Origin of the sequence: Synoicihabitans lomoniglobus (genome assembly GCF_029023725.1) — a bacterium.
Lineage (GTDB): Bacteria > Verrucomicrobiota > Verrucomicrobiia > Opitutales > Opitutaceae > Actomonas > Actomonas lomonigloba.
Genome location: NZ_CP119075.1, coordinates 3230685 through 3257599 on the forward strand (window position 1 = coordinate 3230685; position 26915 = coordinate 3257599).

At 62.4% G+C, this 26915-nt stretch carries 14 protein-coding genes; 7 read left to right on the forward strand and 7 right to left on the reverse strand.

The window, feature by feature from the left end:
• Positions 1 to 2 precede the first annotated feature (2 nt).
• The 5 genes from PXH66_RS12610 (at position 3) to PXH66_RS12630 (ending at position 6264) form a co-directional block, all read left to right on the forward strand.
• Entirely contained in the window at positions 3 to 1382 is a 1380-nt protein-coding gene (locus PXH66_RS12610) for a sulfatase family protein (RefSeq protein ID WP_330928795.1), read from the forward strand.
• 6 nt (positions 1383 to 1388) lie between these two features.
• A complete protein-coding gene (locus PXH66_RS12615) occupies positions 1389 to 2363 on the forward strand; it encodes an aldo/keto reductase (RefSeq protein WP_330928794.1) in 975 nt (324 codons plus the stop codon).
• A 96-nt stretch (positions 2364 to 2459) separates the two neighbouring features.
• Positions 2460 to 3824, forward strand: coding sequence for a Gfo/Idh/MocA family protein (locus PXH66_RS12620; protein ID WP_330928793.1), 1365 nt, complete (start codon positions 2460 to 2462; stop codon positions 3822 to 3824).
• A 99-nt stretch (positions 3825 to 3923) separates the two neighbouring features.
• Positions 3924 to 5222 (forward strand): hypothetical protein, encoded by a 1299-nt coding sequence (locus tag PXH66_RS12625; protein ID WP_330928792.1) that lies wholly within the window; start codon positions 3924 to 3926, stop codon positions 5220 to 5222.
• Positions 5223 to 5307: 85 nt separating this feature from the next.
• Positions 5308 to 6264 carry a formylglycine-generating enzyme family protein gene (locus PXH66_RS12630; protein ID WP_472833609.1) on the forward strand — a complete coding sequence of 319 codons (957 nt, stop codon included), beginning with the start codon at positions 5308 to 5310 and terminating at the stop codon, positions 6262 to 6264.
• A 69-nt stretch (positions 6265 to 6333) separates the two neighbouring features.
• Here the strand turns inward: PXH66_RS12630 and PXH66_RS12635 are convergent, their stop codons facing one another.
• A complete protein-coding gene (locus PXH66_RS12635) occupies positions 6334 to 7125 on the reverse strand; it encodes a FliA/WhiG family RNA polymerase sigma factor (protein ID WP_330928790.1) in 792 nt (263 codons plus the stop codon).
• Positions 7126 to 7565: 440 nt separating this feature from the next.
• Positions 7566 to 8246 (reverse strand): acyltransferase, encoded by a 681-nt coding sequence (locus PXH66_RS12640; RefSeq protein WP_330928789.1) that lies wholly within the window; start codon positions 8244 to 8246, stop codon positions 7566 to 7568.
• 110 nt (positions 8247 to 8356) lie between these two features.
• Between PXH66_RS12640 and PXH66_RS12645 the strand changes: the two genes are divergently transcribed.
• A complete protein-coding gene (locus PXH66_RS12645) occupies positions 8357 to 10867 on the forward strand; it encodes an FAD-binding oxidoreductase (protein ID WP_330928788.1) in 2511 nt (836 codons plus the stop codon).
• 3 nt (positions 10868 to 10870) lie between these two features.
• Positions 10871 to 12151 carry a (Fe-S)-binding protein gene (locus tag PXH66_RS12650; protein ID WP_330928787.1) on the forward strand — a complete coding sequence of 427 codons (1281 nt, stop codon included), beginning with the start codon at positions 10871 to 10873 and terminating at the stop codon, positions 12149 to 12151.
• 715 nt (positions 12152 to 12866) lie between these two features.
• Here the strand turns inward: PXH66_RS12650 and PXH66_RS12655 are convergent.
• The 5 genes from PXH66_RS12655 to PXH66_RS12675 form a co-directional block, all read right to left on the reverse strand.
• The gene (locus PXH66_RS12655) at positions 12867 to 13760 is read right to left on the reverse strand and encodes an IS3 family transposase (RefSeq protein ID WP_330932026.1); all 894 of its coding nucleotides are present in this window, start codon (positions 13758 to 13760) and stop codon (positions 12867 to 12869) included.
• 14 nt (positions 13761 to 13774) lie between these two features.
• On the reverse strand, positions 13775 to 14068 hold the full coding sequence (locus tag PXH66_RS12660) for a transposase (RefSeq protein WP_330932027.1): 294 nt from the start codon (positions 14066 to 14068) through the stop codon (positions 13775 to 13777).
• 918 nt (positions 14069 to 14986) lie between these two features.
• Complete coding sequence (locus PXH66_RS12665) at positions 14987 to 22729, reverse strand: Ig-like domain-containing protein (protein WP_330928535.1); 7743 nt, start codon at positions 22727 to 22729, stop codon at positions 14987 to 14989.
• A 276-nt stretch (positions 22730 to 23005) separates the two neighbouring features.
• A complete protein-coding gene (locus tag PXH66_RS12670) occupies positions 23006 to 24571 on the reverse strand; it encodes a sulfatase family protein (RefSeq protein ID WP_330928536.1) in 1566 nt (521 codons plus the stop codon).
• A gap of 19 nt (positions 24572 to 24590) precedes the next feature.
• Positions 24591 to 26912, reverse strand: a complete 2322-nt coding sequence (locus PXH66_RS12675; protein WP_345784005.1) for a sulfatase-like hydrolase/transferase — start codon at positions 26910 to 26912, stop codon at positions 24591 to 24593.
• Positions 26913 to 26915: the final 3 nt, after the last annotated feature.

Genomic DNA, 26915 nt, shown 5'->3' on the forward strand with positions numbered 1-26915 from the left:
CGATGAAACGAATAATTCGAATGCTCGGACTGGCGACCGTGATCATGTCGGTGCCAACCGCGTTTGCAGAAACGCGTCCGCCCAATTTGGTGGTCATTCTCGCCGACGACCTCGGCTACGGCGATCTCGGTTGCTACGGCAATACGGCGCACGCCACGCCCAATCTCGATCGGCTCGCCGCCGAGGGCGCGCGCTTTACCGATTTTTACGTAACGTCATCGGTCTGCACGCCCGCCCGCGTGGCCTTGCTGACCGGGCGGCATCCCGTGCGCGTGGGCTTCAGCACGCTGCTCTGGCCCACCACCGAAGGCGGCCTGCCCGCGACCGAACACACCTTGCCCGAGCTGCTCAAACCACACGGTTACGCCACCGCCCTGGCCGGCAAATGGCACCTCGGACACAGCGCGCCGGAGCATCTGCCGCTGGCCCACGGATTCGATTCCTTCTATGGCATGCCCTACCCCAACGACATGGGTCCCGGGCACCCCGCGGAGGCCTCGCACGGAGGCGATTGGCCGCCGATGCCCATGATGCGGGGGAACGTCATCGTCGAGGCCCCGGTCGATGTGAATCTGCTCACCCAGCAATACACCGCCGAAGCCGTCCGTTTCATTGCCGCCCATCATCACGAGCCGTTTTTCCTATTTTTGAGTCACGCCATGCCGCACTCCATTGTCGGCGCGTCGCCGGACTTTCGCGGCAAATCGCAAAACGGTCTCTACGGCGACGCGGTGCAGGAGCTCGACTGGAGCACCGGCGAGATCCTGCGCGCGTTGCGCACGTTTGGGTTGGACGAAAATACGCTCATTGTTTTCAGCTCCGACAACGGCGCCATGCTGCGCGCCGCTTACGATGATAAACCCGACATGTTGCCGGTGATGTTTCCCGACCGCACCATGGGCACCAACGGCGGCTTGCGTGGCGGCAAACAATCCACCTTCGAGGGCGGCATCCGCGTGCCCACCATTTTTCGCTGGCCCGGCGTGATTCCCGCCCACCAAACCGTCACCACCCCCGCCGGGATCGCCGACGTATTGCCCACGTTCCTGGACTACGCCGGTTTCGCGCCGCCAGCCGACCGAACCTACGACGGCGAGTCCCTGCGTGCCGTGCTGTCCGGAACCAGCTCGCGCCCCGCCCGCGAATTTCCTTTCGGCCGCAACGGTCTGACGGCTCTGCGGGTGGGAGACTGGAAACTCGTGCTGCCGACACAACCGTGGTTCACGCCCGTCGACGGCGAAGGTCCCATGTTGTTCAACTTGCGCGATGACCCGGGTGAAACCACCAACCTCGCCGCTGCGCACCCGCAACAGCTCGCAAAACTGCGGGATCGCCTCGCCGCCCTTGCCACGGCATTCGCGGCGGACCCGATTTCGCGCTGAACCACCATGCGTGAAGAATTGATTCCCTCCACCGATCTGCGCCCCCGAGGGGTCGGCCTGGGCACCGCCGATCTCGGCGTGCGGCAGGATGAACCATCCGCTCATCGGCTCCTCGACCGGTTCGTGGCACTCGGCGGCAACCTGCTCGACACGGCTCGCGTTTACTCCGACTGGATTCCGGGAGAATCGGGACGCAGCGAACGCATCATCGGCGACTGGATCCGGCAGCGCGGTCACCACGATGATGTGATCGTGAGCACGAAAGGAGGTCACCCACGTCTCGACCGGATGGATACCCTCCGACTCGACGAACCTTCCCTCTGCGCCGATGTGGACCTCAGCCTGCACGCCTTGCGGGTCGACGCCATTGATTTGTTTTTCCTGCATCGCGATGCGCCGGATCAACCCGTCGAGCCGTTCATCGATGTCCTCAATCGACTGTGCGATACCGGCAAAATACGCTGGTTCGGCGCGTCCAACTGGACGGCGGCCCGCATCGCGGCGGCCAACACCTACGCCGCCGCCTCCGGCCAGCGCGGATTCGTCGCCTCCCAATCCCTGTGGAACCTCGGCAGCGGCACCATGCATCGTCCCCCCGACCCCACGCTGGTGGTCGTCGACCACGCCGAAGCCCGCGCCCTCCGGCCGCTCCGCATCGCCCATCTGCCCTACTCCGGCCAAGCCGGCGGTTATTTTTCCAAACTCGTCGAATCCGACGACTCGGGCACTCCGACCGCGACCCTCAATCCGCTCTACGACACGCCGGCCAATCGAGCGCTGGCGGAGCCGGTGCGCGACCTCGCCCAACGACACGCGTGCAGGGTCAACGCCGTCGTGCTGGCCTACCTTTCGCACCAAGCGTCCACCGTCGTGCCCGTGGTCGGCTGCAGTCGACCCGAGCAGCTTGAAAGCACCTGGGATGACTTGAATGTCCCCCTGTCGCCCGCGGAACTGGCGACCCTGCAGGTTTCAACCGGATGAGGCGAAACAACCGTTGAGTCAGCGGTCGTAAAGTGATTGTTTGGACCCTCGCTTTTAGCGCTCTCCCTTCACCCCCCAACCCAATCCCCGAATAACGTGCAGCACGATCCTTCGAACCTGTTCACCCGACGCAGCTTTCTCCAAAAAACGACCCTGGCCTCGGCCGCGTCGCTCGCGTTTCCCGCCATCCTGCGGTCGCAATCGGGAGGAGCCTCGCCCAACGAGAAACTGAATATCGCGATCGTCGGGGCCGGGGGCCGTGGTCGCAACGCCGTGCAGGCGCTGACCAACGAAAATTTCGTCGCGTTTTGCGACGTCGACGACGCCCGCGCCGCCGCTTCGTATGAAGAGTATCCCGACGTGCCGACGTTCCGCGACTACCGCGAGATGTTCGCCACGCTCGGCGACAAGATCGACGGCGTCGTGATATCCACGCCCGATCACATGCACTTCCCGATCGCGATGACCGCGATCGCACTCGGCAAGCACGTCTACGTCGAAAAACCGCTCACGCATACCGTCGAGGAAGCCCGCCTCATCGCCGCCGCCGCGCGCAAACACGGTGTCATCACCCAGATGGGTAATCAGGGCCACAGCAACGAAGGCACCCGTCTCCTCAAGGAATGGATCGCCGCCGGGGTGCTCGGTGAGGTGAAGGAAGTCCACAGCTGGACCAACCGTCCCATTTGGCCGCAGGGCCTGCCGATGCCCGACCACAGCAAAGCCATCCCCGTGGTGCCCGACACCCTTGATTGGGATCTCTGGCAGGGCGTCGCGCCGGAACGGGCCTACGACCCAACCTATGTGCCCTTCGCCTGGCGCGGCTGGTGGGACTACGGGTGCGGCGCGTTTGGAGACATGGCCTGCCACATCATGGATGCCGCCTACTGGGGACTCGAACTCACCGCCCCCACCGCCGTGGAAGCGTTCTCCGCCAAAAACAGCGAAGTGAGCTGCCCGGTAAGCTCGGTGGTTAAGTTCGATTTCGCCGCGCGCGGGTCCATGCCCGGAGTGAAATGGACGTGGTATGACGGCGGCCTCACCCCGACGCTGCCGCCCGAATGGGAACTTGGCCGCCAGCTGCCGCGCGATGGCAGCGGCAGCATGGTTATTGGCTCCGAATGCAGCGTGCTCACCAACACATACAACGCCAGTGTGCGCGTCTTCCCCGAAACCCGGATGCGCGAGATCGCGCCCAATCTTCCGCCCAAAACGCTGCCGCGCGTGGCCACCAGCAATCACCACGAGGCGTGGGCCATCGCCATCCGCGCAGGCCAGCAGCCCGCCGCGAACTTCGACTACGCCGGGCCGTTCTCGGAAACCGTGCTGCTCGGCAACGTGGCGATCCGCGCCGGTCGCCGCATCGAGTGGGATGCCAAAAACATGAAGATCCCCAACCTGCCGTCGGCCGAGAAATACCTCACCAAGGACTACCGCCCCGGCTTCATGCCGTCGGCCTGATCTCCGCCCCGCTCGCGCGCGTATCTTTAAATCAACTACACCGGAAGCATCTGCAACCCGCGCCAGATGCTTCCGGGACCGGGGCAGCACTGTCACGACATGTCGGCGCCTCTTCCCTCCCCTCCCCGACGTTCCGTCGGTGCACTGCTGACCCGCCGAACCGGCTTCGCTATCCTGGTCATTTCGCTGACCGTGCCGTGGTTGACGCTGGCCTGGTTGGTCCGGAACGAACGGACGGTTTCCTCTCCGGCATCGCGCCCGGCCGTCGCCCCCACCGCCCCTGCCGTGCCGCCGGAGCAGCAGGACGGTCGCGAGGGAAATGTCCACGTCACCAGCGGTCGCTGGGGTCGGTTGGAGTCCACCCGGGTGGTCATCGAGCCACCCGACGAGGCCATCGCCTTCGAGGTCGCCGTCTATGACTATACCTCGTGGTTCTTTCCCGGATACACCGAGGCCACCCTCGACGAGCTGTTCGTCCGGGCGGACCTCTCCCCGACGGAGACCGCCTACTTTCGGGACGCCTCCCATTGGGTCATCGAACCAACCCTGATCCGTCTCGATGTGTCCAAGGCCATCATCGTGGGGCTGCGTCCCGCGACCCGTCGTCTGCTCTACGCGGCGCTGGCGGTTTTTCCGGAAAACCTCGCGCAACATTCCCCCGCCAGTTTCCGGGCCGATTCCAGCGAAGCGTGGTTCGCCGCCAGTGGGCTCACCGCGCACACGCTGAGCGTGGTGCGCCCCTTGCTCTATCGCCGCGGCGATTCGCTGCTGTTCTCCGACTTCCTCCTTATCCTTTCGGACATCAAAACTCCGGAGCAGCGTGAGTTGCTGGCGCGAACGCTGGGACGCTCCCAATCTCAGATGGTCAAACTCCGGCTCCGACCGGAGACCGATATCGATGCGGTGGTCGCATACTGGTCAACGCTGCAGCATCGACGAAATTTCGAACCGATGCTGCGGTCGCTCTTGCGCCAGTCTCCCGATGCCACGGTCGATATTCTCCACCTGCTGCCACCCACCGCCCGCAGTTTACTCTACACCTACGCGCCTCCCCCCGAATCGGAAAACGAACTGCAGCGCGACTGCCACTGGACCTCGCTAAACTTCAATCTCCACGAGTTCGATGAGCGCTATCGGGATGTCGCATTGTCCTTTCAAGCCTATCGCACCGAGTATGCCACCGTCACCACCGAGCCCGCTCTCGGCGACATCTACCTGTTCGTGACCGTGGACAACATGGTGGTCCACTCCTGCGTGCATCTGGCCGGCGATTTGGTGTTCACCAAAAACGGATCATGGGAAGGCTCGCCGTGGGTGATCATGCTGCTCTCCGACGTCATGGCCCTCTACCCGGCCGACAACCCGCTCACGCTTCGACGCATTCGACGCCGAATCTGAGTAATGTGCGCCCTCGAAACTCAGCGCCGTGCTTTTCCGTAGCAATATCACGTGGCGCCCAACTAGCGTGTAAGCCGACTTCGACATGAAAAGCTGCTGCTCACCATCACGCGGAGAGTCAAACGGCGCGGTTCCCCCGGCCCCTCCGCCACCCACCGCGAACACCGCGACCAAACCGTCCGGGCGGGACCGCATGAAGCTCATCAAAGGCGGCTCCTTTGCCATGGGCAATGACCGCGACTATGGCTTTGCCGCCGACGGCGAGGAGCCGGTTCACGACGTGACGCTGGCCGACTTTTATCTGGATGCCACCACCGTCACCAATCGGGAGTTCAACGACTTCGTCAACGCCACCGGCTACCGCACCGAGTCGGAACATTTTGGCTGGTCGTTCGTTTTCGAGGGTCTGCTGACCGCCAAGCAACTCTCGACTCAACCCCGCCGCGCGGTCGGCACCGAATGGTGGTGCGCCTTACCGGGGGCCACGTGGCGCCATCCCGAAGGTCCGGGCAGCAATATCAAAAAGCGCTGGGAACACCCCGTCGTGCATGTCACCTGGAACGATGCCGCCGCTTTCGCCGCCTGGGCCGGGAAACGACTCCCCACTGAGGCTGAGTGGGAATACGCCGCCCGCGGAGGACAGCCCACCGGCAATCGTTTCCCTTGGGGCGACGAACTGGAGCCCGGCGGCAAACACCGCATGAACGTCTGGCAGGGGCTATTCCCCACCCAGAACACCGAGGCCGACGGACACTACGGCACCGCCCCCGCCCCATCGTATCGAGCCAACGGTTACGGACTCTATCAGGTCACCGGCAACGTGTGGGAGTGGTGCGCCGATTGGTTCGACGCCGATTACTACGCGCGGTCCCCCATCGCCAATCCTCCCGGGCCGACCTCGGGCGACCGCCGCGTCATGCGAGGAGGAAGCTTCCTGTGCCACGCCTCCTACTGCAATCGCTACCGGGTCGACGCCCGCAGCAGCAACACGCCGGACAGCGCAGCCTCAAATATCGGTTTCCGCTGCGCCGCCACGCCCTGAGACCGGTCCGGGAAATGGACCGCGTCCCGAGAAAACCAACGTGGTGTAACCGGGCTCAGAATCGCGGACTCAGGACTCACGCGCCCGCAGGATCCACTTGCGCAGGCTTTGCAGCGCCTGGCCGTGAATCTGGCAAATGCGGGACTCGGTGAGGCCAAAAACCTCGGCGATCTCGGCCAGTCGCATGTTTTCAAAGTAATACATGGCGAGCACTTTCTTCGGCGTTTCCGGCATTTCGCTGATCCGCTCCACCAGCATCGCCTTCAATTCCTGCTGCTCCATGGAATCGCCCACGTGCTCGCAATTGTCGTCGGCGATCAGCTCGTGCAACGAACCACTGGTGCCCTCGGCGTCGCCCACCGGTTGGTCGATCGGCACGATCGTGATCGGACGCACCTCCGCCTGCCAGCGGGCCAGTTCCTGCGGCTCCAGACCCAAGTGCTTGCTCAACTCCGCGTCGGTCGCCACCCGGCCGAAACGTTGCTCCAGTTCACCCACCGCATCCCGGATTTGGCGGGACTTCGCCCGAGCGCGGCGCGGGCACCAATCCAGACGGCGCAGTTCATCGAGCACCGCCCCGCGAATGCGCAGCGTGGCGTAAGCACCAAAGGTATTGTCTTGCGCGGAGTCGAAACGCCGCACGGCCGCGATCAATCCGGTCACGCCCACGCTGTGAAGATCGTCGGCCTCCACATGAGCCGGCAGTCGCAATTTGATCCGATTCACCACGGCTCTGACCAAGGGAAGGTGGCGCTCCAGCAGAACGACCTCGTCCGGGTTCAGTTCTTGAGAGGAGGCCTCGACCGTATTCCGAGTGGACGAACGGCCGGATGAGGTGGGAGTAAGCAGGTTTGATTTCATGAAACGGTGGTCAGGTTAAGCTACGGTTGCGTAGACCCACTGCGTCGCAGCCCCGTGGCGCAGGGGCATGCTGGCGCGGTCTTCGAAAGTATTCCGAATGCTCGCAGGGTGCGCATCGCGTCCGATCAACATGATCGAGCGCATGAAGAGTCCGGACGCACTGTAGGTCGGAACTACGGGCGACTTGACGGTCGCATCACGCGGCTCGGTCGCGGATTTCGATGGGCACAATGGAAGCATGACCGCCCTAAATGCAGTCCACGTGCCATGAATTTTCACCTTCTCCTTAGTTACTGGAGATAAGGCGTTTATTAATGTTTATTTTTCTCCTCCCCAGAAAACGCCCTGAGTCTGGTCGCGGCAACGACCCAAATCGGCAATAATTGCCTACCCGGTAAAATCGGGTAAATTCCCGATTCTATGCTAATCATTCCAGCCGGTCAGTCGCGGCGGGGAATCTGCGTAACCGACGTCCGGCCTTTGGCGATGCGGGCCGGAGCCAAGTATCCACTGAACGCCAAGGTGGGCATCACCAACGCGCGTTTGCCCAGCAGGGTGCCGGGCTGCAATACGGCGTTGCAGCCCACTTCGGCTTCATCGCCGAGAATCGCGCCGAACTTGCGCAAGCCGGTGTCGACCACTCCTTCCGGCAACCGCAGCGAAATGGGCTGCTGATCGAGCCGAAGATTCGAGAGCACCACGCCGGCGCCGAGATGAGCTTTGTTGCCGAGGATGGAATCTCCCACGTAATTGAAATGAGGCACCTGCACATCGTCCATCAGCAGGCAGTTCTTGAATTCACAACTGTTCCCGAGCACGCACCGCTCGCCGACGATTACGTTGCCCCGGACAAACGCCCCCGGCCTGATTTCCGTGCCCGCCCCGATCCAGGCCGGCCCGATCAAGGTCGCGGTCGGCGGAAGCTTCACCGTCGGATCGATCCATACTTCACCTTCGACGCTGACGCCCGGAGGCAGGGCGAGCTCGCTGGTGTTCCCCCGCAGATCCGCCAGGGCCTGCTTGATTTTCGGCAACCACGCCCACGCGCTGGCATCGGCCGGAAAATACGCGGCAAAGGTCTGGAGGGAGGCCGGCAGGGCATAGAATTCGGCGGCGTGCATGAGCGCAGTGGATAGGTTTTTACGGCCGCTGCCAACCGCACCTTCCGTCTGTTTTCACGAAATCCTTGGCTCCGCGCCGCCCCGCGACATCGTCGGCTCCACCCCACCCCATGCCTCCTTCGCTGCAGAGCCTCCGCGCGCAATTCCCCCCCGACCGCATCTCGACCGCAGCGGCCCTGCTGGCCGTCCACGACGCGGATGCGCAAACGTCCTACCGCTGTCGCGCCCGGGCCATTGTGCTCCCCCACACGATTGATGAAGTGGTGAGCATCGTGCAGTGGTGCCACGCCGAGGGCGTGCCCTTCGTGGTCCGCGGCAGCGGCACGGGCTTGTGCGCCGGCGCGACGCCGGTGCCGGACGGGGTGGTCATCGTTACCACCAAACTCGATCGCATCATCACGGTCGACCCATCGCGCCGACTGGCCCTCATCGAATCCGGCGTGGTGAACCTCGACATCACCCGCGCCGCCGCCCCGCACCAGCTGCACTACGCCCCCGATCCTTCGAGCCAGCCAATCTGCACCATCGGCGGCAATGTGGGCTTCAATGCCGGTGGCGCCCACTGCCTCAAACACGGCATGACTTCCAACCACGTGCTCGGCCTCACCGCCGTGCTCGCCACCGGCGAACGTGTGACGTGGGGCAGCGCCAGTCGCGAATCGATCGGCCCCGATTGGACGGGATTGTTCGTCGGCAACGAGGGTCTGTTTGGCATCGCCCTTGAGGTCACCGTCAACCTCATGCCCGTCGCCGAGACCCGCTACACCGTGCTGGCGGGTTTCGCTTCAACCGCCGCCGCCGGCGATGCGGTTTCCGCCGTGATTGGAGCCGGCATGATTCCCGTCGCCATGGAGCTCATGGACGAGCTCACGATCGAAGCCGTGCGTCCCGTCGTCCCCCTCAATTATCCGCCCGACTGTCGGGCAATCCTCGTCATCGAGCTCGAGGGACCCGCCCCCATCGTCGCCGCTCAGCGCCCCACCTTGGAGGCGTTGCTCACCGCGCAACACGCCACCGGATTGGTCGTCGCCTACAACGACGCCGAACGCGCCGCCATCTGGCACGTGCGCAAGAGCGCCTACAGTGCCTTCGGCCGCCTCGCGCCGAGCAACATGGTGCAGGATTGCGTCGTGCCGCGGCGACACCTCGGCGCCGCTCTTCGCCGCATCAACGAGATTACCACGGCCGCCAACATCCGCTGCGCCAATGTCTGCCACGCCGGCGACGGCAACATCCACCCGAACCTGCTCCACGACGCGGCCGAACCCGGCGCCGTTGAAGCGGTCGAACACGCCTCCGGTGAAATCCTCCAAGCCTGTATCGCGCTCGGGGGTTCCATCACCGGCGAGCATGGCGTGGGAATCGAAAAGAAATCCTATCTGCCGCAGATGTATGGCGCTGCAGAGATGGATCTGTTCCGCCGCATCCACGCCGCCTTCGACCCGGCCGGTATTGCCAACCCCGGCAAAACGCTCGAGTCGGCTCCGACGCTTCCGACGTCTCCATCGGACGCGAATCCAGGGCCGGTCCCACCCAGTCAATCATTGCTTTCCGCGCCGACCACCATCGATGAATTGGTCGCGGTCGTCCGCACCCACGTCGGTCCGCTCCTGCCGGTCGGGCGGCGCACCAAACCCGCCTTGTCCGACCACGCCGCCATGCTCCTGCCCATGGATCGGCTTCGCGGCATCACGGACTACGCCCCCGAGGAATTCGTGCTCACCGCGCTGGCTGGCACGCCGCTGGCCGACATCGCCGCCGAACTTGCTCAACACGGCCAGGGCCTGCCCTTCGACCCGCCCTTTGTCGCGGCCGGGGCGACCTTGGGCGGCGCGGTGGCCAGTGGACTCAACGGCCCGCGGCGTTTCGCCCACGGCGGCGTGCGCGACGCGGTGCTGGGCATGACCTTGGTCGATGGTCGCGGACTGCGCCTCGTCGTGGGGGCCCGCGTGGTGAAAAACGTGGCCGGTTTCGATCTGCCTAAATTCATGGCGGGCAGTCTCGGTCGCTTCGGCGTGCTGGCGGAAATTACCATCAAAGTAGCCCCCCGACCCGCGGCCGAACGGACCTTGGTCATTGATTGTGACGATGCGGGTGAACTGGTGACGATGCTCGGCCAATTGGCCCGCTCGCCGACGGAACCCCATGCCATCGACGCGCGTCCCTTGGAAAACCGGATTTACCTCCGTTTGGCCGGACCGACTGAAGCCCTCGAAGCCTTGTCCGAATCGATTTCTCAAACCGCGTCCGGGGCTCGCCCGATCTCCGACGCCAGCGCCAGCGCATGGTGGAGCGATGTGCTCGGATTCGGCTGGGCCCACGCGGACGGCACATGGTTGAAGGTGCCCACTCATCTCGCCAATCTGCCGCGGCTCATCGCGCTGCTATCGGAGTCACCCGCTGCGCGCCTGCATGTCAGTGCCGCCGGTGATCTGAGCTACGTCTCGCTGCCGCCCCACGACACCGCGACCCGCGAGGCGATGCGTCAGCGTGGGTTCGACTCGTTGCTCTTGCGCGGAGCCGGTGCGGTCTGGCACCGCACCACCCCCACCGCCGCCATCGAACCCCGCATCAAAGCCGTGCTCGACCCCTTCAACCGGTTTCCGACCGATCTGCTCTGAGCCATGCAACATCGCCTCAACGCCCAAACGATCGGCCCCAACGGACCTGCCATGGTCGCCGCCGTGGATGCATGCGTGCATTGCGGGTTTTGTCTGCCCGCCTGCCCCACGTATCACGAAACCCACGACGAAACGGCCTCCCCCCGCGGCCGGATCGTGCTCATGAAGGAAGTCCTCGAAGGCACGCTGACTTGGGATGACGCCCAGCCGCATCTCGACCAATGCCTGGGCTGTCTCGCGTGCGAGCCGGCCTGCCCCAGCGGCGTCTCCTATCGCGACTTGATCAGTCCGTATCGCGCCCTCGCCGCTCCGCAGGTTCGACTCGGTTTCACCGCCCGCGTGCGCCGGGCGTTGGCCGCGTTCACCGTGCCGTATCCGCGGCGGCTGCGTCTGGCACTGCGGGCCGCTCGCCTCACCAAACCGTTGCACCGCTGGATTCCGGCCGCATTCCGCCCTTTGCTCGACCTGGCCCCCGCGGCACTGCCTCGTCGCCAAACCTTGCAAGCACTCTACCCCGCTCGCGGTAAACGTCGCGCCCGCGTCGCCCTGCTCGCCGGCTGTGCCCAGCAGGTGCTCGATCCCGACATCAATGCGGCCACCATCGAAGTGCTCACGCGCAATGGCGTCGAAGTCTCCGTGCCTCGCGCCCAGGGTTGTTGTGGCGGGCTCGCCTGGCACACCGGTGATCGAGCCACCGCGCAACATCTCGCGCGCGCCAACCTCGCCGCATTCCCCACCGACCTCGACGCCGTGCTGACCAACGCGGCGGGCTGCGGTTCGGCCCTCCACGAATATTCCATGATACTCGCCGGCACGCCCCACGAAGCCGCCGCCCGCCAACTCGCGGCTCTCACGATCGACGTAAGCGTGTTTCTCACCCGCCTCGGCCTGCGCGAGCCACCGACCGGTTTCCAGCCGACTCGCCGCATTGCCATGCAGGACGCCTGTCACCTCGCCAACGCCCAGGGAGTCCGAGCCGAGCCCCGGCAACTTCTGGCCCAAATCCCCGGCCTCGAACTCATTGAGCCCGCCGATGGACACATCTGTTGCGGCAGCGCGGGCACCTACAACATTGATCAACCCGCCATGGCGGCCCGACTCGGACGCCAGAAAGCCGAGGCCATGCTGGCCACGGGAGCCGACCAAGTCGCCTCGGGCAACATCGGCTGCCAAACCCAGATCCGCCACCACCTCGCCCGGCTGAACGCGGCACTGCCCGTGCGTCACCCCATGCAAATCCTCCGCGACGCCTACGCCCCGGAAACGCAAAACGGCCGATCGTGAAGATCGGCCGTTAAGAAAATGGAGCGGGCGAAGAGACTCGAACGAATTTGCTCACATCTGCATCAATTTGCTGTTCAATTACGTTACGGAATTAGTGACTCCTCCAACGCACATGGAAACACACCCGAAGAAAATAGCGCAAAAATCGGGGAGAAAAGAGCCGACTACCTACGCCAAGTCGCGGCGTATAATGCCTCCATTCCCGCGACCTCCGAGGCCGACGCTGTAGAGGTTCAGGAAATCGTATGGTCGTGGTTAAACCTATCCTCTGACGTCAAAGCGGCGATTCTCGCAATTGTCCGAAATTCGAAGACACAAAACTTGGATACGGCAATTCCGAATCCTTCGACAGGGAAGGGTTGTGGAATTTCAAATAAAGTCATCTCTCTACAATCGGAGACTCCATTATGAAGCCTTGTAACGAAGTTCTTCGCGCGTCGAGACCGCCCCGGTATCGGCGCGCGGGAGATATTCCCGCAGTCCCCATAGCGATTGAAATCGAAAAAAGTCGCGATTACTCTCACCTATAATCGGTCTTCATCGGGAAAATCTACTCGGGAACAAAGCTTGGGAGTGAGCTCCTTCCGGCGAACATCATTAAAATAGATAGCCTGCATTGGGCAGCGGCCGCGAAGATTTTGGCAAGCTGACGGTGGCGCTTGATCGGGCCTGAGATGGTGAGACACGGTCGTCTCTTATTTGGTGGGTTATGGGTTTAGTTGCGGGTTAGGCAATCGGGTTGTGCATTGCCCCCCATGGGGGGCAAGATTTTTGCCTCCGCCTGCATCGGGCTCAGGTAGCCCAGAGAGGCGTGTTTGCGGAATCGGTTGTAGAAGACTTCGATGTAGTTGAAGACGTTGGCGCGGACTTGGGCTTCGTTGGCAAAGACGTGGTCGCGCACTGCGGCCGTTTTGTAGCGACCAAAGAAGGACTCCATCGCGGCATTGTCGTAGCAGTTGCCCTTGGCGCTCATGCTCGGGTGCATTTTCAGCTTGGCCAGCAGGCGTTGGTAGCGATCCGCGGCGTAGGTGCTGCCCCGGTCGCTGTGATGCACGATGCCGGCGCGGACTTCGCCGCGGGTTTGCACGGCGTTTTCCAACGCGGTGCAGACCAGGGCGGTGTCGTTGCGATCGGAGACGCTCCAGCCGACGATGCGTCGGGTGCATAGATCCATCACCGTCGCCAGATAACACCAGCTCTCGTCCGTGCGCAGATAGGTGGTGTCGGCCACCCAGATCTGATCGCGATGCTCCGGTTTCCCCAACTGCTTGAGTAAGTTGGGATGGTAGCCAAACAGATGCTCGCTGTCGGTGCCCATCGGCTTGAACCGGGCATGGGAGCGGCCGACCAACTCCAACTCGTGCATCAGGCGCAGGGTGCGATCACGGCCACAGTCCACGCCCTGCTCACGCAGATGTTGGTGGACCGGCCGGTAACCGTAGGGGCCGCAAGCCCGACGCACGACTTGCTCGATCACTGGCTTGATCGCTTCGTCCTGCTCTCGGCGGACCGAGGGTCTGGCCTCGATCCAGCGGTAGTATCCGCTGCGCGAGACGCCGAGCGCTTCGCCCATCTCGGCCACGTCATACCTGTGCTGATGTTTTCGCATGAACACGAAGCGGCTCACTCGTCCTTGGCGAAGTAGCTCACCGTTTTTTTTAGGATCTCATTGATCCGCTTTTCTTTCGCCAGTTGCTTGCGCAGCTGGTCGATCTCGGCGGCCAACTGGGTCGGGCTCGACTTCGCGTGCGGCGGACTCGCCGCATCCATCTCGGCCAGTTGCTCGCGTTTCCAGCGGTAAAGCAGACTCGGGTTCACATCCAACTTCCGGGAGACCTCCGGGGCACTCAGCCCGTCCATGATCATCAGCCTGGCGGCTTCGCGCTTAAACTCGGCGCTGTGTCGGTTTCGTTTCACTTTAGGTTTCTCTTTCTAAGAGATTCCCGTGTCCATTTTTCTCAGGCCCGATCAGCTTGCAACAGCAGGAGGCCAAAGCGACATGAAAAGGCCTACGGCGATGGCGGCTCTTAGCGCCTCTTCAAGCATTTCTTCGAATAAGGGCATCAGAACCTGTTGTCGATCGCCATGGAATGCGGTTTTCACGATGCGTCGCACCTGCCACGCTACTTCAGGAAGCGCACCGGCATAATCTCAGAAAACTACCGACGACGCGTTATGAACGGGCCCCAGGGCGTAGGACCAGTGTAGCTTGCCCTACCCAGAGGAACCTCGCCAAAGAGCCATCCACTAGCGCCCGATCTAGCTGCAACCAAGACAGCCCCTCTTCGCCTCATCAGCTCCGTTCGTGTCACCGGCACCGATGCCGAAAAAGCCAACTTGCCGCTCAATCGTTCATCCAAATCAAGGACCCTGAATTCCTTCAGACCATCTTCAAAACTTCTGAAGGTGATCTCCGTCGAGTCGCCCCAAAATGCGTTTGCTTCTCTCCTCGACGATCCGAAGAGAACTCCAAACTTATAGAGCAGCACGAAGTGCTAAAAAACACTGGCATCCTCTACGAACCGCCACCGAGAGCTATTGCCCAAGTTGCGCGTATGAGCGACCGCACGGTGGCATGGATATATAAGGCGTTGGCAGGTCTAACGCAGTGACTGCGATAGCTGGTTGCGTCACCGCCATCAGCCCATCGCTCGCGTCCGGGGCAATCCCAGCCAGACAACATCAATCTGGAAACACACATCGCGAGCATCCGTTCGGCGGTTCAAATCCTGTTCGAAACGCGGCCCCCTTTCGCCCGGCGACAGCCATCCTGCTCTGGCCAGAATTGGATGGCCAATTCGATCAGAAGCGGACGCTCAGATCTGCGGATGAATACTACGGTTCCTGCAGATAGCCATTACCGTTGATTGTGAGCTGATCGGCGACGACTTTGCCGTGGATCGCGCTATTGCCATTGATCGTCACCGTGCCATTTGGCGCTACGACGGAACCATGCAGCATGACACCCCCGTTTAGCGTCAAACCGCCGGAATGGATATTCACCGTCAGCCAATCCGCCTGATCGATGTGGCCCACATTCCCGTTGAGACTCACCCCGTTCGCCAACGTGAGCACGACCGAGCCGACGAGTTGGATCGCACTGTTTCCATTAAGCGTGAGATTCTGCAACCCGTAGACGGCAGGCTCCGTCGACCCGGCAATGCCGAGCACAAAACCACTATTACCATTGGCTGTGAGCCGATCATAGTTACCCGGCGGCACGGCTCTTACTCCGGCGTTGCCGTTGAGGGTGAGACTCCGGACCACAGTCCAATCAGGCACGTTTTGTCCGGTGGTGTTGAGGGTGATATTTGCCGTGCCGGTCGGAGCAGGTGGAGCGAACACCACCGGCAGATCAACCGGATCGATCTGCGTGACAATGTAGCGGGTAACCGCGTTGCCGTTCAGCGTGATTTTGTGCCCCGTCGGGTCGGACGCTCCCGGTCCCGCCTGCGTGCCGACATAGAGCGCGTTGCCTTGCACCAGAACCTCAGGAGTGCCGGGCATCAACAGATCGCCACTAATCGAGGCGCCCCCATTCAAGGTGACACTCTGCGCCGAGGTGACCTGCACCGAACCGTCGATATCGCCGTTCAGCGTCGGCCCGCGACGGATCAGCGCTCCCGTCGATATTTTGAGCACCCCGCTCGCCGAGCCCGTGTAATTCGGGTCGTCAATCACCGCCACGACCTCGTAGGACCCGGGGAACCGCGGGGCGTCAATCTCTCCGGCGTAGCCCACGATGACGGGCAAACCGTCGGGAACGACATCCACCCCGATTTCACGCGGCGTGCCATCGTAGGACTGGCCCAGACCATGCAGCGTAACCGTCGCAGGGGCCGCCGTGATCGTGAGCGTGCCTGCGGCCGAACCCACGTAGTTGGCATCCATCACTGTCGCCACCACCGCGTAACTACCGGCATGGCTGGGTGATGTTGGGTTCCCTGCGTAGACGACACCCACCGATAACCCCGCGGGCGAGGTCGTAACCGTGGCGGATTTCGAGGTCCCGTCATAGACGAAGCTTAAGTCAGAGAGCGCGACGGCGGCAGTCCCGGGCGATACATTGAGTGTCATCTCCCGGGTTTGCACCCCTGACAAATCGGCGACCCGCAGCACGAAACTCGCGATCCCGGCCATCATCGGTTGGCCCGAGATCATGCCATCAGATCCCAACACCAGACCGACAGGCAGTGCTCCCGATGCCAAATCAAACGCCTGGTCACCCGCGCCACCGACCGTCTCGATCTGTGCGGTGTAGGTTTCGCCAACGGTTCCGGCCCCGAGAGATTCCGTCACGATAGCCAGCGAGCTTTCAGTCTCACCTCCACCACCAGCACCAGCACCGCCCGCCAGATTGACCGCGCCGTTGAGGACAAAGTCATAGTCGCCGATCACGTTGCCCCCGTTGCGTAGCGAGAAGCCGCCCATGTCACCATCCGCATCATAAACATACACCCGGAAGGTGACAGCCGACTCGACATTGGCGAAACCGGGCAGATCGAAGCTCAGCGTCGTGCTGTCCCCGAAACCGGTCAGGCTGGCGAGGTTGCTCGCATAGTTGTCGACACTCGACCGCACAAAGATACCAGCGGTGCCATCGTTATCGTAGACCCGCATCCGGAATTGCAGCGTGTCCGTCGCATCGAGCGTGAAGCCATAGCCGTCGGCCGGGTCCAATGTGAACTCGACGTAAGCATCTGAAGCCGCCGTATCGTTTATCGGATCTGCCGACCCCGGGTAGGCGCGGAACCGGTAGAATCCGGCCTGGGCATTCGTCCCGGCCGCAACCCAACCCGGCCCTGCGGACAGAACCACGGTCGCCAAGTTGGCCGCCGTCGCACTGCCGGCGACATCAGTCGTCGCCAGCGGGTGCGGGGCAAAATCCCACGTCTCCGTCGGGGTCGAACTGAAGCCCGCGAAACTGTCCATGTCATAGCCGACCAGCACCCCACCAGGAGCTGGGGGCGCCACCGTGACACTTGTGGTGGCGGTGAAACCTCCGTCGGTGGTGGTAACCGTGATCGTCGCTCCACCGGTCGTCACCGCCGTAACCACCCCACTCGTATCCACCGTCGCAATAGCCGGATCGCTGCTGCTCCAAACCACACTGGAATCACTGGCGTTGGCCGGAGCCACCGTCGCAACCAGTTGCTGGGTTTGGCCGGCTGCCAATGCCACGCTACCCGGAGCCACACTCACCCCACTCACGGGCACGGTCGCCGCGTTGACCGAGCCGTTGATGACAAAGTCATAGTCGCCGATCACGTTGCCCCCGTTGCGCAGCGAGAAGCCGCCCATGTCACCATCCGCATCGTAAACATACACCCGGAAGGTGACGGCCGACTCGACATTGGCGAAACCGGGCAGATCGAAGCTCAACGTCGTGCTGTCCCCGAAACCGGTCAGGCTGGCGAGGTTGCTCGCGTAGTTGTCGACGCTGGAGCGCACGAAAAAGCCAGCCGTGCCATCGTTATCGTAGACCCGCATCCGGAATTGCAGTGTATCCGTCGCATCAAGCGTGAAGGCATAGCCCGCGGCCGGGTCCAATGTGAACTCGAAGTAGGCATCTGAAGCCACTGTATCGCTCGTCGGATCAGCCGAACCCGGGTAGGCGCGGAACCGGTAGAATCCGGCCTGGGAATTCGTCCCGGCCGCAACCCAACCCGGCCCCGCGGATAGAACCACGGTCGTCAGGTTGGACGCCGTCGCGCTACCGGCAACATCAGTCGTCGCCAGCGGGTGCGGAGCGTAGTCCCACGTCTCTGCCGGGGTCGAGCTGAAGCCCGCGAAGCTGTCCATGTCATAGCCGACCAGCACCCCACCGGAAACAGGCGGTGCCACCGTGACACTTGTGGTGGCGGTGAAACCACCATCGGTCGTCGTCACAGTGATGGTGGCGGCTCCGTCCATCACCGCAGTCACCACCCCACTCGTATCCACCGTGGCGATAGCCGGATCACTGCTGCTCCAAACCACACTGGGATCACTGGCATTGGCCGGAGCCACCGTGGCAACCAGTTGCTGGGTTTGGCCGGCTGCCAATCCCACGCTGGCCGGAGCCAAGCTCACCCCACTCACGGGCACGGTTGCCACCGCCATCGTGCCATTGAGCACGAGGTCGAGATCCTCGACAATGTTGCCATTGTTTCGAATGCCAAAACCGTCGATGACACCATCCGCATCATAAACATAGATCCGGAACGTAACCGACTGGTTGATACCCACAAATCCCGGCAGATCGAAACTCACCACGCCGCCATCACCGAAGCCGGTCAGGGACGCCAGATTGGTGGCGTAGTTGTCGAGACTGGAGCGCACGAAGAGACCGGCCGAGCCGTCGCTGTCGTAGACTCGCTTGTTGAATTGCAGCGTATTCGTGGGTGCGAGAGTGAAACTGTAGCCCGCCGCCGGGTTGATGGTAAACTCGACGTAAGCATCCGACGCGGCTTGATCGTCGCTCGGATCCGGCGAACCCGGATAGAAGGGGAAACGATAGAATCCCGCCTGAGAACTGGTTCCCGCCGCGACCCAGCCCGGACCTGACGACAATACGACGGTGGCCAGGTGGGCATGACTGAAGCTGCCCGCCACATCGGTCGTCGCGAGCGGGAAGGGCGCAAAGTCCCACGTCGCGGTCGGACTGCTGCTGAAGCCGGGAAAATTGTTCAGGTCGAAACCAAACAACACCCCGGCCGGGCCGGTCGGAGCGGCCGTCGCTGCCACCACCGCGCTCGCTGTGAACCCGCCATCGTTGGTGGTTGCCGTGATGGTCGCGGTGCCCGTCGCGACCGCCGTGACGAAGCCGTTGGCATCGACGGTGGCGACCGTCGGCGCACTGGTGCTCCAAGTCACCGTTGGGTCGGTGGCGTTGGCGGGCGACACCGTCGCAAACAACTGCTGCACCTGGCCGACCGGGAAGGATAGACTCGTCGGCGAAACACTCACACCCGTCACCGCACCGCCAGGGGCGGACGATACCGTGACCGTGGTATTGGCCGTAAAACCACCGTCGCTGGTGGTGACCGTGATGGTCGCACTGCCATCCGCCACACCGGTCACCAGACCACTGGGGCTCACCGTGGCCACGCCAGGAGCACTGGAGGTCCAAACCACCGCCTGATTGGTGGCATTGAGCGGCGAAAGAGTCGCGGTGAGCGCCTGCGTGCCGCCTGCCTCGAGAGCCAGCGTCGCGGGCGCCAGGCTCACTCCGGTCACGGCCACACTCCCCGGAGCCCCGGAGTAGTTATAGGGCGCCGCGACGATGCCTTTGTTAAAGCCCGCGCGGATGTAATTGTCGTAAGCATACGCCGTAAGATTGAATGGCATCTCGTGCACGGGCCGGTTGCTGGCGGCGGCGATAAAGCCGGCCCAGTCGGTCAACCCGAGTGAAGCGCCAAAGCTGTCGGCGTTGCGGGTCGGCTCAAGCCAGCCCGGATCAACGGACGGTTCGTCGTCGCGCGTCCAGTTCCAAGCGATGTTACCGGTGCCGAGTTCGTTAGCCGTCATCGCGTTGAAGGGGCGCATGTTGACGCCGCGGGTATCGCGGATGTTGGCGACAATATTGTCGTCGATCGTAGGCACGGTGTTGAGCAGCACCCGCCAAATGCCCCAGATCGCCCCCGTCTGCGGGCTGCTGCTGTCGTCCGGAATCTGCGGACGCCCGTCCGTAACGACATTATCCGCTACATAGGTGGGGCCGTCGTAAAACGCCGGCAGGGACGAGTAGCCGACGTTCATCGAAATGGCATTGCCCACAAAGGCATTCATCGTCGCATAACCGCCCGAGCGCAGCTGCAAGCCATGGGCGGCCCCGTAGGATAGGATATTGCCGCGCACAATGATTTCGCCGTCGTTGTGCACCGACATGTAGATGTTGTGGTTGTATTGGTTGGCCCCGGCTCCAGCGACCACCTCGCTCCAGCCATTGTGATGAAAGAGGTTTTCCTCCAGACGCACATCAACGACGCCTCGCACGAACATACCCTGGATCCGGTTATCCACTTCGGTGGTGCCATGCGCCCATGTATTCATCACGATGTTACGACGAATATGGACGTTGTGCAGGAAGTAGACCGAGGTCTGTCCCTGGGGTATGAGCCAGCAGTAACGCAGGCGACAATCCTCGACCAGCAGGTTGTAGGCGTCGTTGTTCCCGGCATTGAACGAGAAGCCGAGGTCGCAACTGGTATTGGTGAAGTCCGGGGAATCGGGATCGCTGATCGAGCGGTAAAGATCGAGCCCGACGAACGCCAGGTGGTTACGTGCCTCGCCATTCCAGTAGATAAGTTCCTGGGTCAATTTAATCACCGGCCGCGCCCCGGTCTCGCCGTAATAGGTCATGACCATCGGTTCATTCACCCCGCGACCATTTTTCCAGCGACCGAGATTGGGCTGAGGAAAAGTGTCGCCCCGCTTTAACAGCATCCAGTCGGGGAATCCGTCGCGGATCAATGCGTTGGCCGCGTCGATCGTCGCCTTGGGCGTGGACGGGGAAAGCCCATCGAAGTTGTTGTCCCCTTCGGAACTGCTCACGTAGACCATCCGCGAATCGGGGCTCGGAGTGAGGATCGTCCAGCCATCGGCATCGACGGATCCAATACCCGGCACCACCGTCGAGGTCACCGTAACGGTGCAGGTGGCAGTCAGGCCGCCGTCATCCGTCGTCACGGTGATGACCGTGGATCCGGCCCCGACACCTGTGACCACGCCATTGCCATCAACTGCCGCCACGGCCGGGTTGGCCGAGGTCCAGACCACGCCCGGAACGGTCGGGTTCACCGGCGTGAGGGTGGCCTCGAGCAAAAGCGTTTCGTTGATGCCCAGACTCGCGCTGGTCGGCGCGACGCTGACGGCGGTGACGTCGATATTCGCCACCGTCACCGTGCAGGTCGCCTGAAAGCCGCCGTCATTCGCGGTCACGGTCACGATGGTCGTGCCCTCCGTGATCGCACGCACCGTGCCATTACTGTCCACGGTGGCCACCGCGGGATTGCTGGAGCTCCACTGAACGGTGGGATTGCTTGCATCGGTGGGCGTGACGCTGGCGGTGAGCACATCCAGTCCGCCCTCCTCCATCGTCAGCGAGGACCGCGAAATCACGACCCCGGTCACGGCGATGCCCGCGTTGGCATCATAGGTGTAAGGCGGAGTCACCGCGCCCTTGTCGAATCCCGCCCGCACGTAGTTATTGTAGGCATACGCGGTGAGATCGAAGGGCATCTGATGCACGGGACGATTGGTCACCGCCTGCATAAAACCGGCCCAATTGTTCATGCCGAGCGATGCGGCGTAGCTGTCACCATTCCGGGTCGGATCGAGCCAGCCCGGATCGGCCGCAGGTTCGTCGTCACGGGTCCAGTTCCAGGCAATGTTGCCCGTGCCCAGCTCATTGGCCGTCATGGCGTTGAAAGGCCGCATGTTGACGCCGCGGGTGTCGCCGATGTTGGCCACGATATTGTCGTTCACCGTCGGCACGTTGTTGAGCTCGACGCGCCAAATTCCCCAGATGGCTCCGGTCTGCGGGTTGCTGGTATCGTCCGGGATCTGGGGGCGCCCGTCGGTCACGACATTATCGGCCACCAGGGTTGGCCCAAAATAGAAGGCCGGCGGCGAGGGATACCCAATGTTCATCGAGATGGCGTTGCCGACGAAGGCGTTCATGGTCGCATAACCACCCGAGCGCAGTTGCAGGCCGTGGGCCGCCCCATAGGACAGGATGTTGCCGCGCACCACGATGTCGCCGTCGTTGTGCACCGACATGTAGATGTTGTGATTGAATTGGTTGGCCCCGGCTCCGGCGATCACCTCACTCCAGCCATTGTGGTGAAAAACGTTCTCCTCCAGATAGACATCGACCACGCCACGCACAAACATGCCTTGCACCCGGGTGTCCGTCTCGGTGGTGCCGTGCGCCCACATGTTCATCACGATATTACGCCGGATATAGACGTTGTGCAGGAAGTTCGTGTCCCGCTGGCCTTCCGGCAGCGGTGCGCAGTAGCGCATGCGGCAATCCTCGACGAGGAGGTTGTAGGCATTATTGGCCCCCGCGATAAAGATCAGCGCATTTCCACACTCGGCATTTGTGAAGTCAGGCGACCCGGGATCGCTGATCGAGCGATACAGATCGAGGCCGACAAAGGCCTGGTGGTTGCGAGCCTGCCCGTTCCAATTCACAAAAGCACCGGTGAGCTTGATCACCGGACGCGGACCGGAATCCCCATAATAGGTCAAGACCATCGGCTCTTCGGCACTGCGACCATTCTTCCAGCGACCGAGATTGGGTTGCGCGAAGGTATCGCCTCGTTTGAGCAGTATCCAATCGGGATACCCGTCGCGGATCAACGCATCGGCGGCATCGATGGTGGCCAAGGCCGACGCCTCGGAAAGGCCGTCGTTGTCATCATCGCCTCCTGAGCTGCTGACATAGATTTGGCGGGAATCTCCGCTCGGGGTCAGGACCGTCCAACCGGCGGAATCGATGGTGCCGATGCCTCCGAAAAGGTGGATGGTGAGCGATAGGAAGATCGCGATCGCGATACCGACTTTGCAAAGCGGATTTACAGTTTTGGTCATGGCAACAGAGCACAGGGGACGCCGATTCGGGATGTGCTTTCACGGATTTCCAAGCGATCCGGAAAGATCGGAAACAAGTCGGCAGGGTAATTCGACAGAGGGGAAACGCGGAGCAAATGCCGCGGGGGTTTAACAGATACAACCTTGCCGCGATCACGCCGGGGGAACAATCCGGCGGAAATTAATCTTGATTAATATCCGCGCCCCGTGCCGACAAATTCGCCCCCCGCATGGACTCCGGTAACACGCGGTGTTCACCGCTGTCCTGAGCTCTGCTCAATGATCGCCTCCGACTGATTCTTTCGCGATCAAACCATCCGGAAAATCCGCCGCTTGCCGGCCGCCACGATCGCCGTCGCGGTAGTTGCGCAGGCGACGCGCCGGGGTTGGATGCAGCGGGATTTCCGTTCCACCCAGATCGTCCATCATCTTGAAGAGCCGGGTCTCCATTTCGTAGGCCAGTTTCGAATACTCCGGCTCGTAACGCAGGTTGTGCAGCTCTGCCGGATCGCTCTGCAAATCAAATAATTCATCCGCATCCCAAATCCCGTGATAGGTGATCAGCTTGTAGCGATCCCCCCGTAACGCGAAGGTCGTCGGCGTCTGCGGGAATGCCCGCTCCCAATAGTAGACGTAGAGAAATTGCTCGCGCCAATCAGTCGGCTGCCCTTCCAGCAAGGGCACGACACTGCGCCCGTCGAAATGCGGCGGCGCGTTCAAGCCCATCACCTCCATAATGGTCGGCGCAATGTCGATATTGGCGACCACCTCATCGATCACCGCGCCCCCCGGAAACATAGCCGGGCAACGCATGAGCAAGGGCACCCGGATCGAGGCCTCATAGGCCACCCGCTTGTCGATGAGTCCGTGTTCGCCAAACATGAAACCATTGTCGCCCATATATATCACCAGGGTCTCGTCGGCGATCCCCATGCGCTCCAACTGCGCCATCACCCGACCGATGCTGTCATCCACCCCGCACAGCGTTTCACCATAGGCTTTGTAGAGGTCGTCCAGATCGGTCTCGGTATGATACGGAAAGTCGATGCCGTGCCAGCTGTTACGCTGATCGCGCAGCCAGCGAGGCTGGTTTTGGTTCCAGTCCCCGTGGGGCGATGCCAGCGCCGGGCGGGTCCACTGGCGGTCGGCAAATCGACCCAGATCCCGCGGGGCCGGGGTAAATCCGGCGTGCACCGCTTTGTGCGAGAGGTAGAGGAAAAATGGTTTTTCCTCCGGCTTTTGCTGCTCCAGCCAGTCCACCGCATAGTCGGTCAACTCATCGGTAATGTAGCCCTTCTGTGGCACACGCTGGCCATCGACGTTCAGGGTGTAGTCCGGCGTCGGCGGATAATAGACCCCCTGCCCGGGAAAACTCACCCAATGATCGTAGCCCCGCTGCGGCTCGTCGCCATCCGAGCCCATGTGCCACTTGCCGAGGAAGGCGGTCGCGTAGCCAGCCTGCTGCAGATACTGGGCAAAAAACGGGATGCTCGGATCCATCGGCGTGCCATTGTCGGCCACCCGATGGCGAAAGGTGTAGAGCCCCGTCATGATGGAAGCGCGACTCGGCGAGCACAGCGAAGTAGTCACCATGGCGTTGGGGAAGTAGGCCCCTTCGTGAGCGAGCCGATCCATATTGGGCGTTTCCGCCAGCGGATGGCCCAGAAAACTCATCGCGTCGTAACGATGATCATCCGAGAGAATGAACACTACGTTGCGCGGTTTCGCCCTTTGTATCTGGTTTATAATCACTTCCTGGGGAATCGGAGCTGTAGTCGCCGAGCTGATACTTCCCGCCCAGGCCGCCAGCAGGCCCATCGCCACAGTAAATTTGATTTTCATGAAAATAAATAAAGGCGTCTCAGGGGGCAGCTTGGGTTGACAAGCTCTCGGCCATGTCTTCGGCCAGATGGAAGTTCTGCGCGGGCAGGTTCGAATATTCCGGGCGTTGCCGCCACGTCTCCAGATAGGGCTGATAACGGGCATCGTCCGACCATGGATGTGACTCCGGCTCGGTCGGATCGACCCTACCTGCCGGGTAATCCTGGCCCGCGACACTGCGGTCGACCGACGCACTCCAGGCCTCATAGTCCCGCCCCATCCGACCGAGCCGCTCCGGTTCGACCGCAGCCAGATTACGCGACTCCGTCGGATCATTCGTCAGGTCGTAGAGTTTGAAACCACCGGTTCCCTCCCCGGACACGACCAACTTGTAGTCGTTGTCGATCCAGGCGCCGCCGTCTTCGAAGCGAAACGGGATCGGCTTAACCCGCGGGACATCCCTGCCCGCGAATAGCGGGGCCAAATTCGCTCCGTCCACCGGGTCCAGCATTGCATCGGAAGGTAAACCGACGATCGCGGCCAACGTCGGGAAGATATCCATCGTGGAAGCCGGGTAGGATGATACCCGTGGCACAATCGCCGCCGGCCATTCGATTACCCCCGGCACGCGGATGCCTCCCTCCCAAAGCTCGCTCTTGTGCCCGCGCAATCCGCCCACCGTATCCGGAATCATGCCCGGCAATCCTCCGTTGTCGCTGCAATACCAGACCAGGGTATTCTCCGCGACGCCGAGGTCTCGCAGTCCTTTGCGCAGGTGCCCAAGAGCGCGGTCAAACGCCACCAGTTCCCCGTAGTGGTGCTGGCTCCTAAAATTCAGATCAGCGAGATCTCGCCGGTCCGCGTCGCTCGCCACCCATGGACCATGCGGCGAGCCGTCCCACACCACGGCGAAAAACGGTCGAGAGTCATGCACCGCACCTCGGATAAACTTCAACGCTTCATCCACCACGATCGTCGATGAATCCCCTCGGAACGCCTCGACCGCCCCATTGCGCCCCATCAGCGGATTGAGGTCGAAGAAGTTGGTCACCGACAGCCACTGCTCGAAACCAAACTTCCCGGGATGGTGCGTATCATCGGCCAGAATCGGGGCTCCCGGGCCGCGCAGGCCATCGAGGTGCCACTTGCCGAAATGCGCGGTTGCGTAACCCTCCGCCTGCAACGCACTGGCCAGACTCTTCTCCTGCCGACGCAAGGCGTGACCGTGCGTGGGAACGCCCGTGCGGTCGTTGCTGCGGCCCGTCAGGACGGTGGCACGGGTCGGTGAACACACCGGTGCCCCCGCGTAAAACCGATCAAAGCGCAGCCCGTTCGCGGCCATCCGGTCCAATTCCGGCGTCCTCAGCACCGGGTGCTGATAATAACCGGTTTCGCCCCAGCCTTGGTCGTCGGTCATGACCAGCACGATATTGGGCCGCGTTCGCGCGGGCGCGACCTTCGTCGGCTGTTTCACCTGTTCCAGCACGGCCCGATGGGCCGCCCCGCGCAGCGAGTCGGCTTGCCCGGCCGTTAACTCCGGCGGACGCCAGGCATCGTCGCCAACGCGTTGCCCCACCAGAGTCTCGTAAAATACGCAGGCCCCCAGATATTGGCCCGCCACATTGGCGTGCTTCGCATCGAGGGCAAACTCACGCTGCCCGGTTTTCGTATCCGTCCGCCAATGCCAGCCTCCGATCAAACTCCCGGTTTGGTCAGGCCGCTGTTCAGGAGGCGGATGCGCGTAGTCGAAAGTGGGATCAGGGTGCACGAAGTGCCACTCCGGCATGGCGCGGGCGATCTGGAACGCGTCGCCCACGGGCACCGTCAGCAAGCCGTAACGCGTCGCCAATGCCCCGTAGGCCGCCTTCAGGTCGGCGTGCATCGCGGTTTGGGAAAATGGCCCCGCACTGCGCAGCTGATCGCGACTGCGGGCCACCAAAACCGCCTCATAAGGCGAAAGTGAACTCGATGGCGAAGGCAGATATATCGGGTGATCGGACCGGTAGGCCCACGTCTCATGCACCACGATCCGCGCATCGGGGGCATGAGCCCGGACCACCGCGATGAGCTCGGCGGATGCGGGTTCATAAGTTTCCGGCTTAAAGCTGTCCCCGCTGAATTGTTGCAAGGTGACAAAGTCCCAGTGATCACGCTCCAACATCTCCACCAGACTGTAGTGGCGACGGTTCGGATCATCCCGCTCCCAGTAGGGTTTGCCTTCCGGGTCTGATGGATCTCGCAACGCGATGCGCAAATACCGGGCGTGACGCTCCAAGTCCGAACCGCCGATATTGGCCTTGGTCACCACGATCTCCACTCCCTGACTTTGCCCCAAGTCCGGCAGAAAGTGCGTCGCGTTCACCGC

Excerpts from the sequence above, each read along its gene's own strand:
- PXH66_RS12615 (WP_330928794.1), top strand. The coding sequence starts at position 1,389 with ATGCGTGAAGAATTGATTCCCTCCACCGATCTGCGCCCCCGAGGGGTC.
- PXH66_RS12665 (WP_330928535.1), bottom strand. The coding sequence starts at position 22,729 with ATGACCAAAACTGTAAATCCGCTTTGCAAAGTCGGTATCGCGATCGCG.
- PXH66_RS12610 (WP_330928795.1), top strand. The coding sequence starts at position 3 with ATGAAACGAATAATTCGAATGCTCGGACTGGCGACCGTGATCATGTCG.
- PXH66_RS12640 (WP_330928789.1), bottom strand. The coding sequence starts at position 8,246 with ATGCACGCCGCCGAATTCTATGCCCTGCCGGCCTCCCTCCAGACCTTT.
- PXH66_RS12635 (WP_330928790.1), bottom strand. The coding sequence starts at position 7,125 with ATGAAATCAAACCTGCTTACTCCCACCTCATCCGGCCGTTCGTCCACT.
- PXH66_RS12670 (WP_330928536.1), bottom strand. The coding sequence starts at position 24,571 with ATGAAAATCAAATTTACTGTGGCGATGGGCCTGCTGGCGGCCTGGGCG.
- PXH66_RS12625 (WP_330928792.1), top strand. The coding sequence starts at position 3,924 with ATGTCGGCGCCTCTTCCCTCCCCTCCCCGACGTTCCGTCGGTGCACTG.
- PXH66_RS12655 (WP_330932026.1), bottom strand. The coding sequence starts at position 13,760 with ATGCGAAAACATCAGCACAGGTATGACGTGGCCGAGATGGGCGAAGCG.
- PXH66_RS12630 (WP_472833609.1), top strand. The coding sequence starts at position 5,308 with ATGAAAAGCTGCTGCTCACCATCACGCGGAGAGTCAAACGGCGCGGTT.
- PXH66_RS12650 (WP_330928787.1), top strand. The coding sequence starts at position 10,871 with ATGCAACATCGCCTCAACGCCCAAACGATCGGCCCCAACGGACCTGCC.
- PXH66_RS12645 (WP_330928788.1), top strand. The coding sequence starts at position 8,357 with ATGCCTCCTTCGCTGCAGAGCCTCCGCGCGCAATTCCCCCCCGACCGC.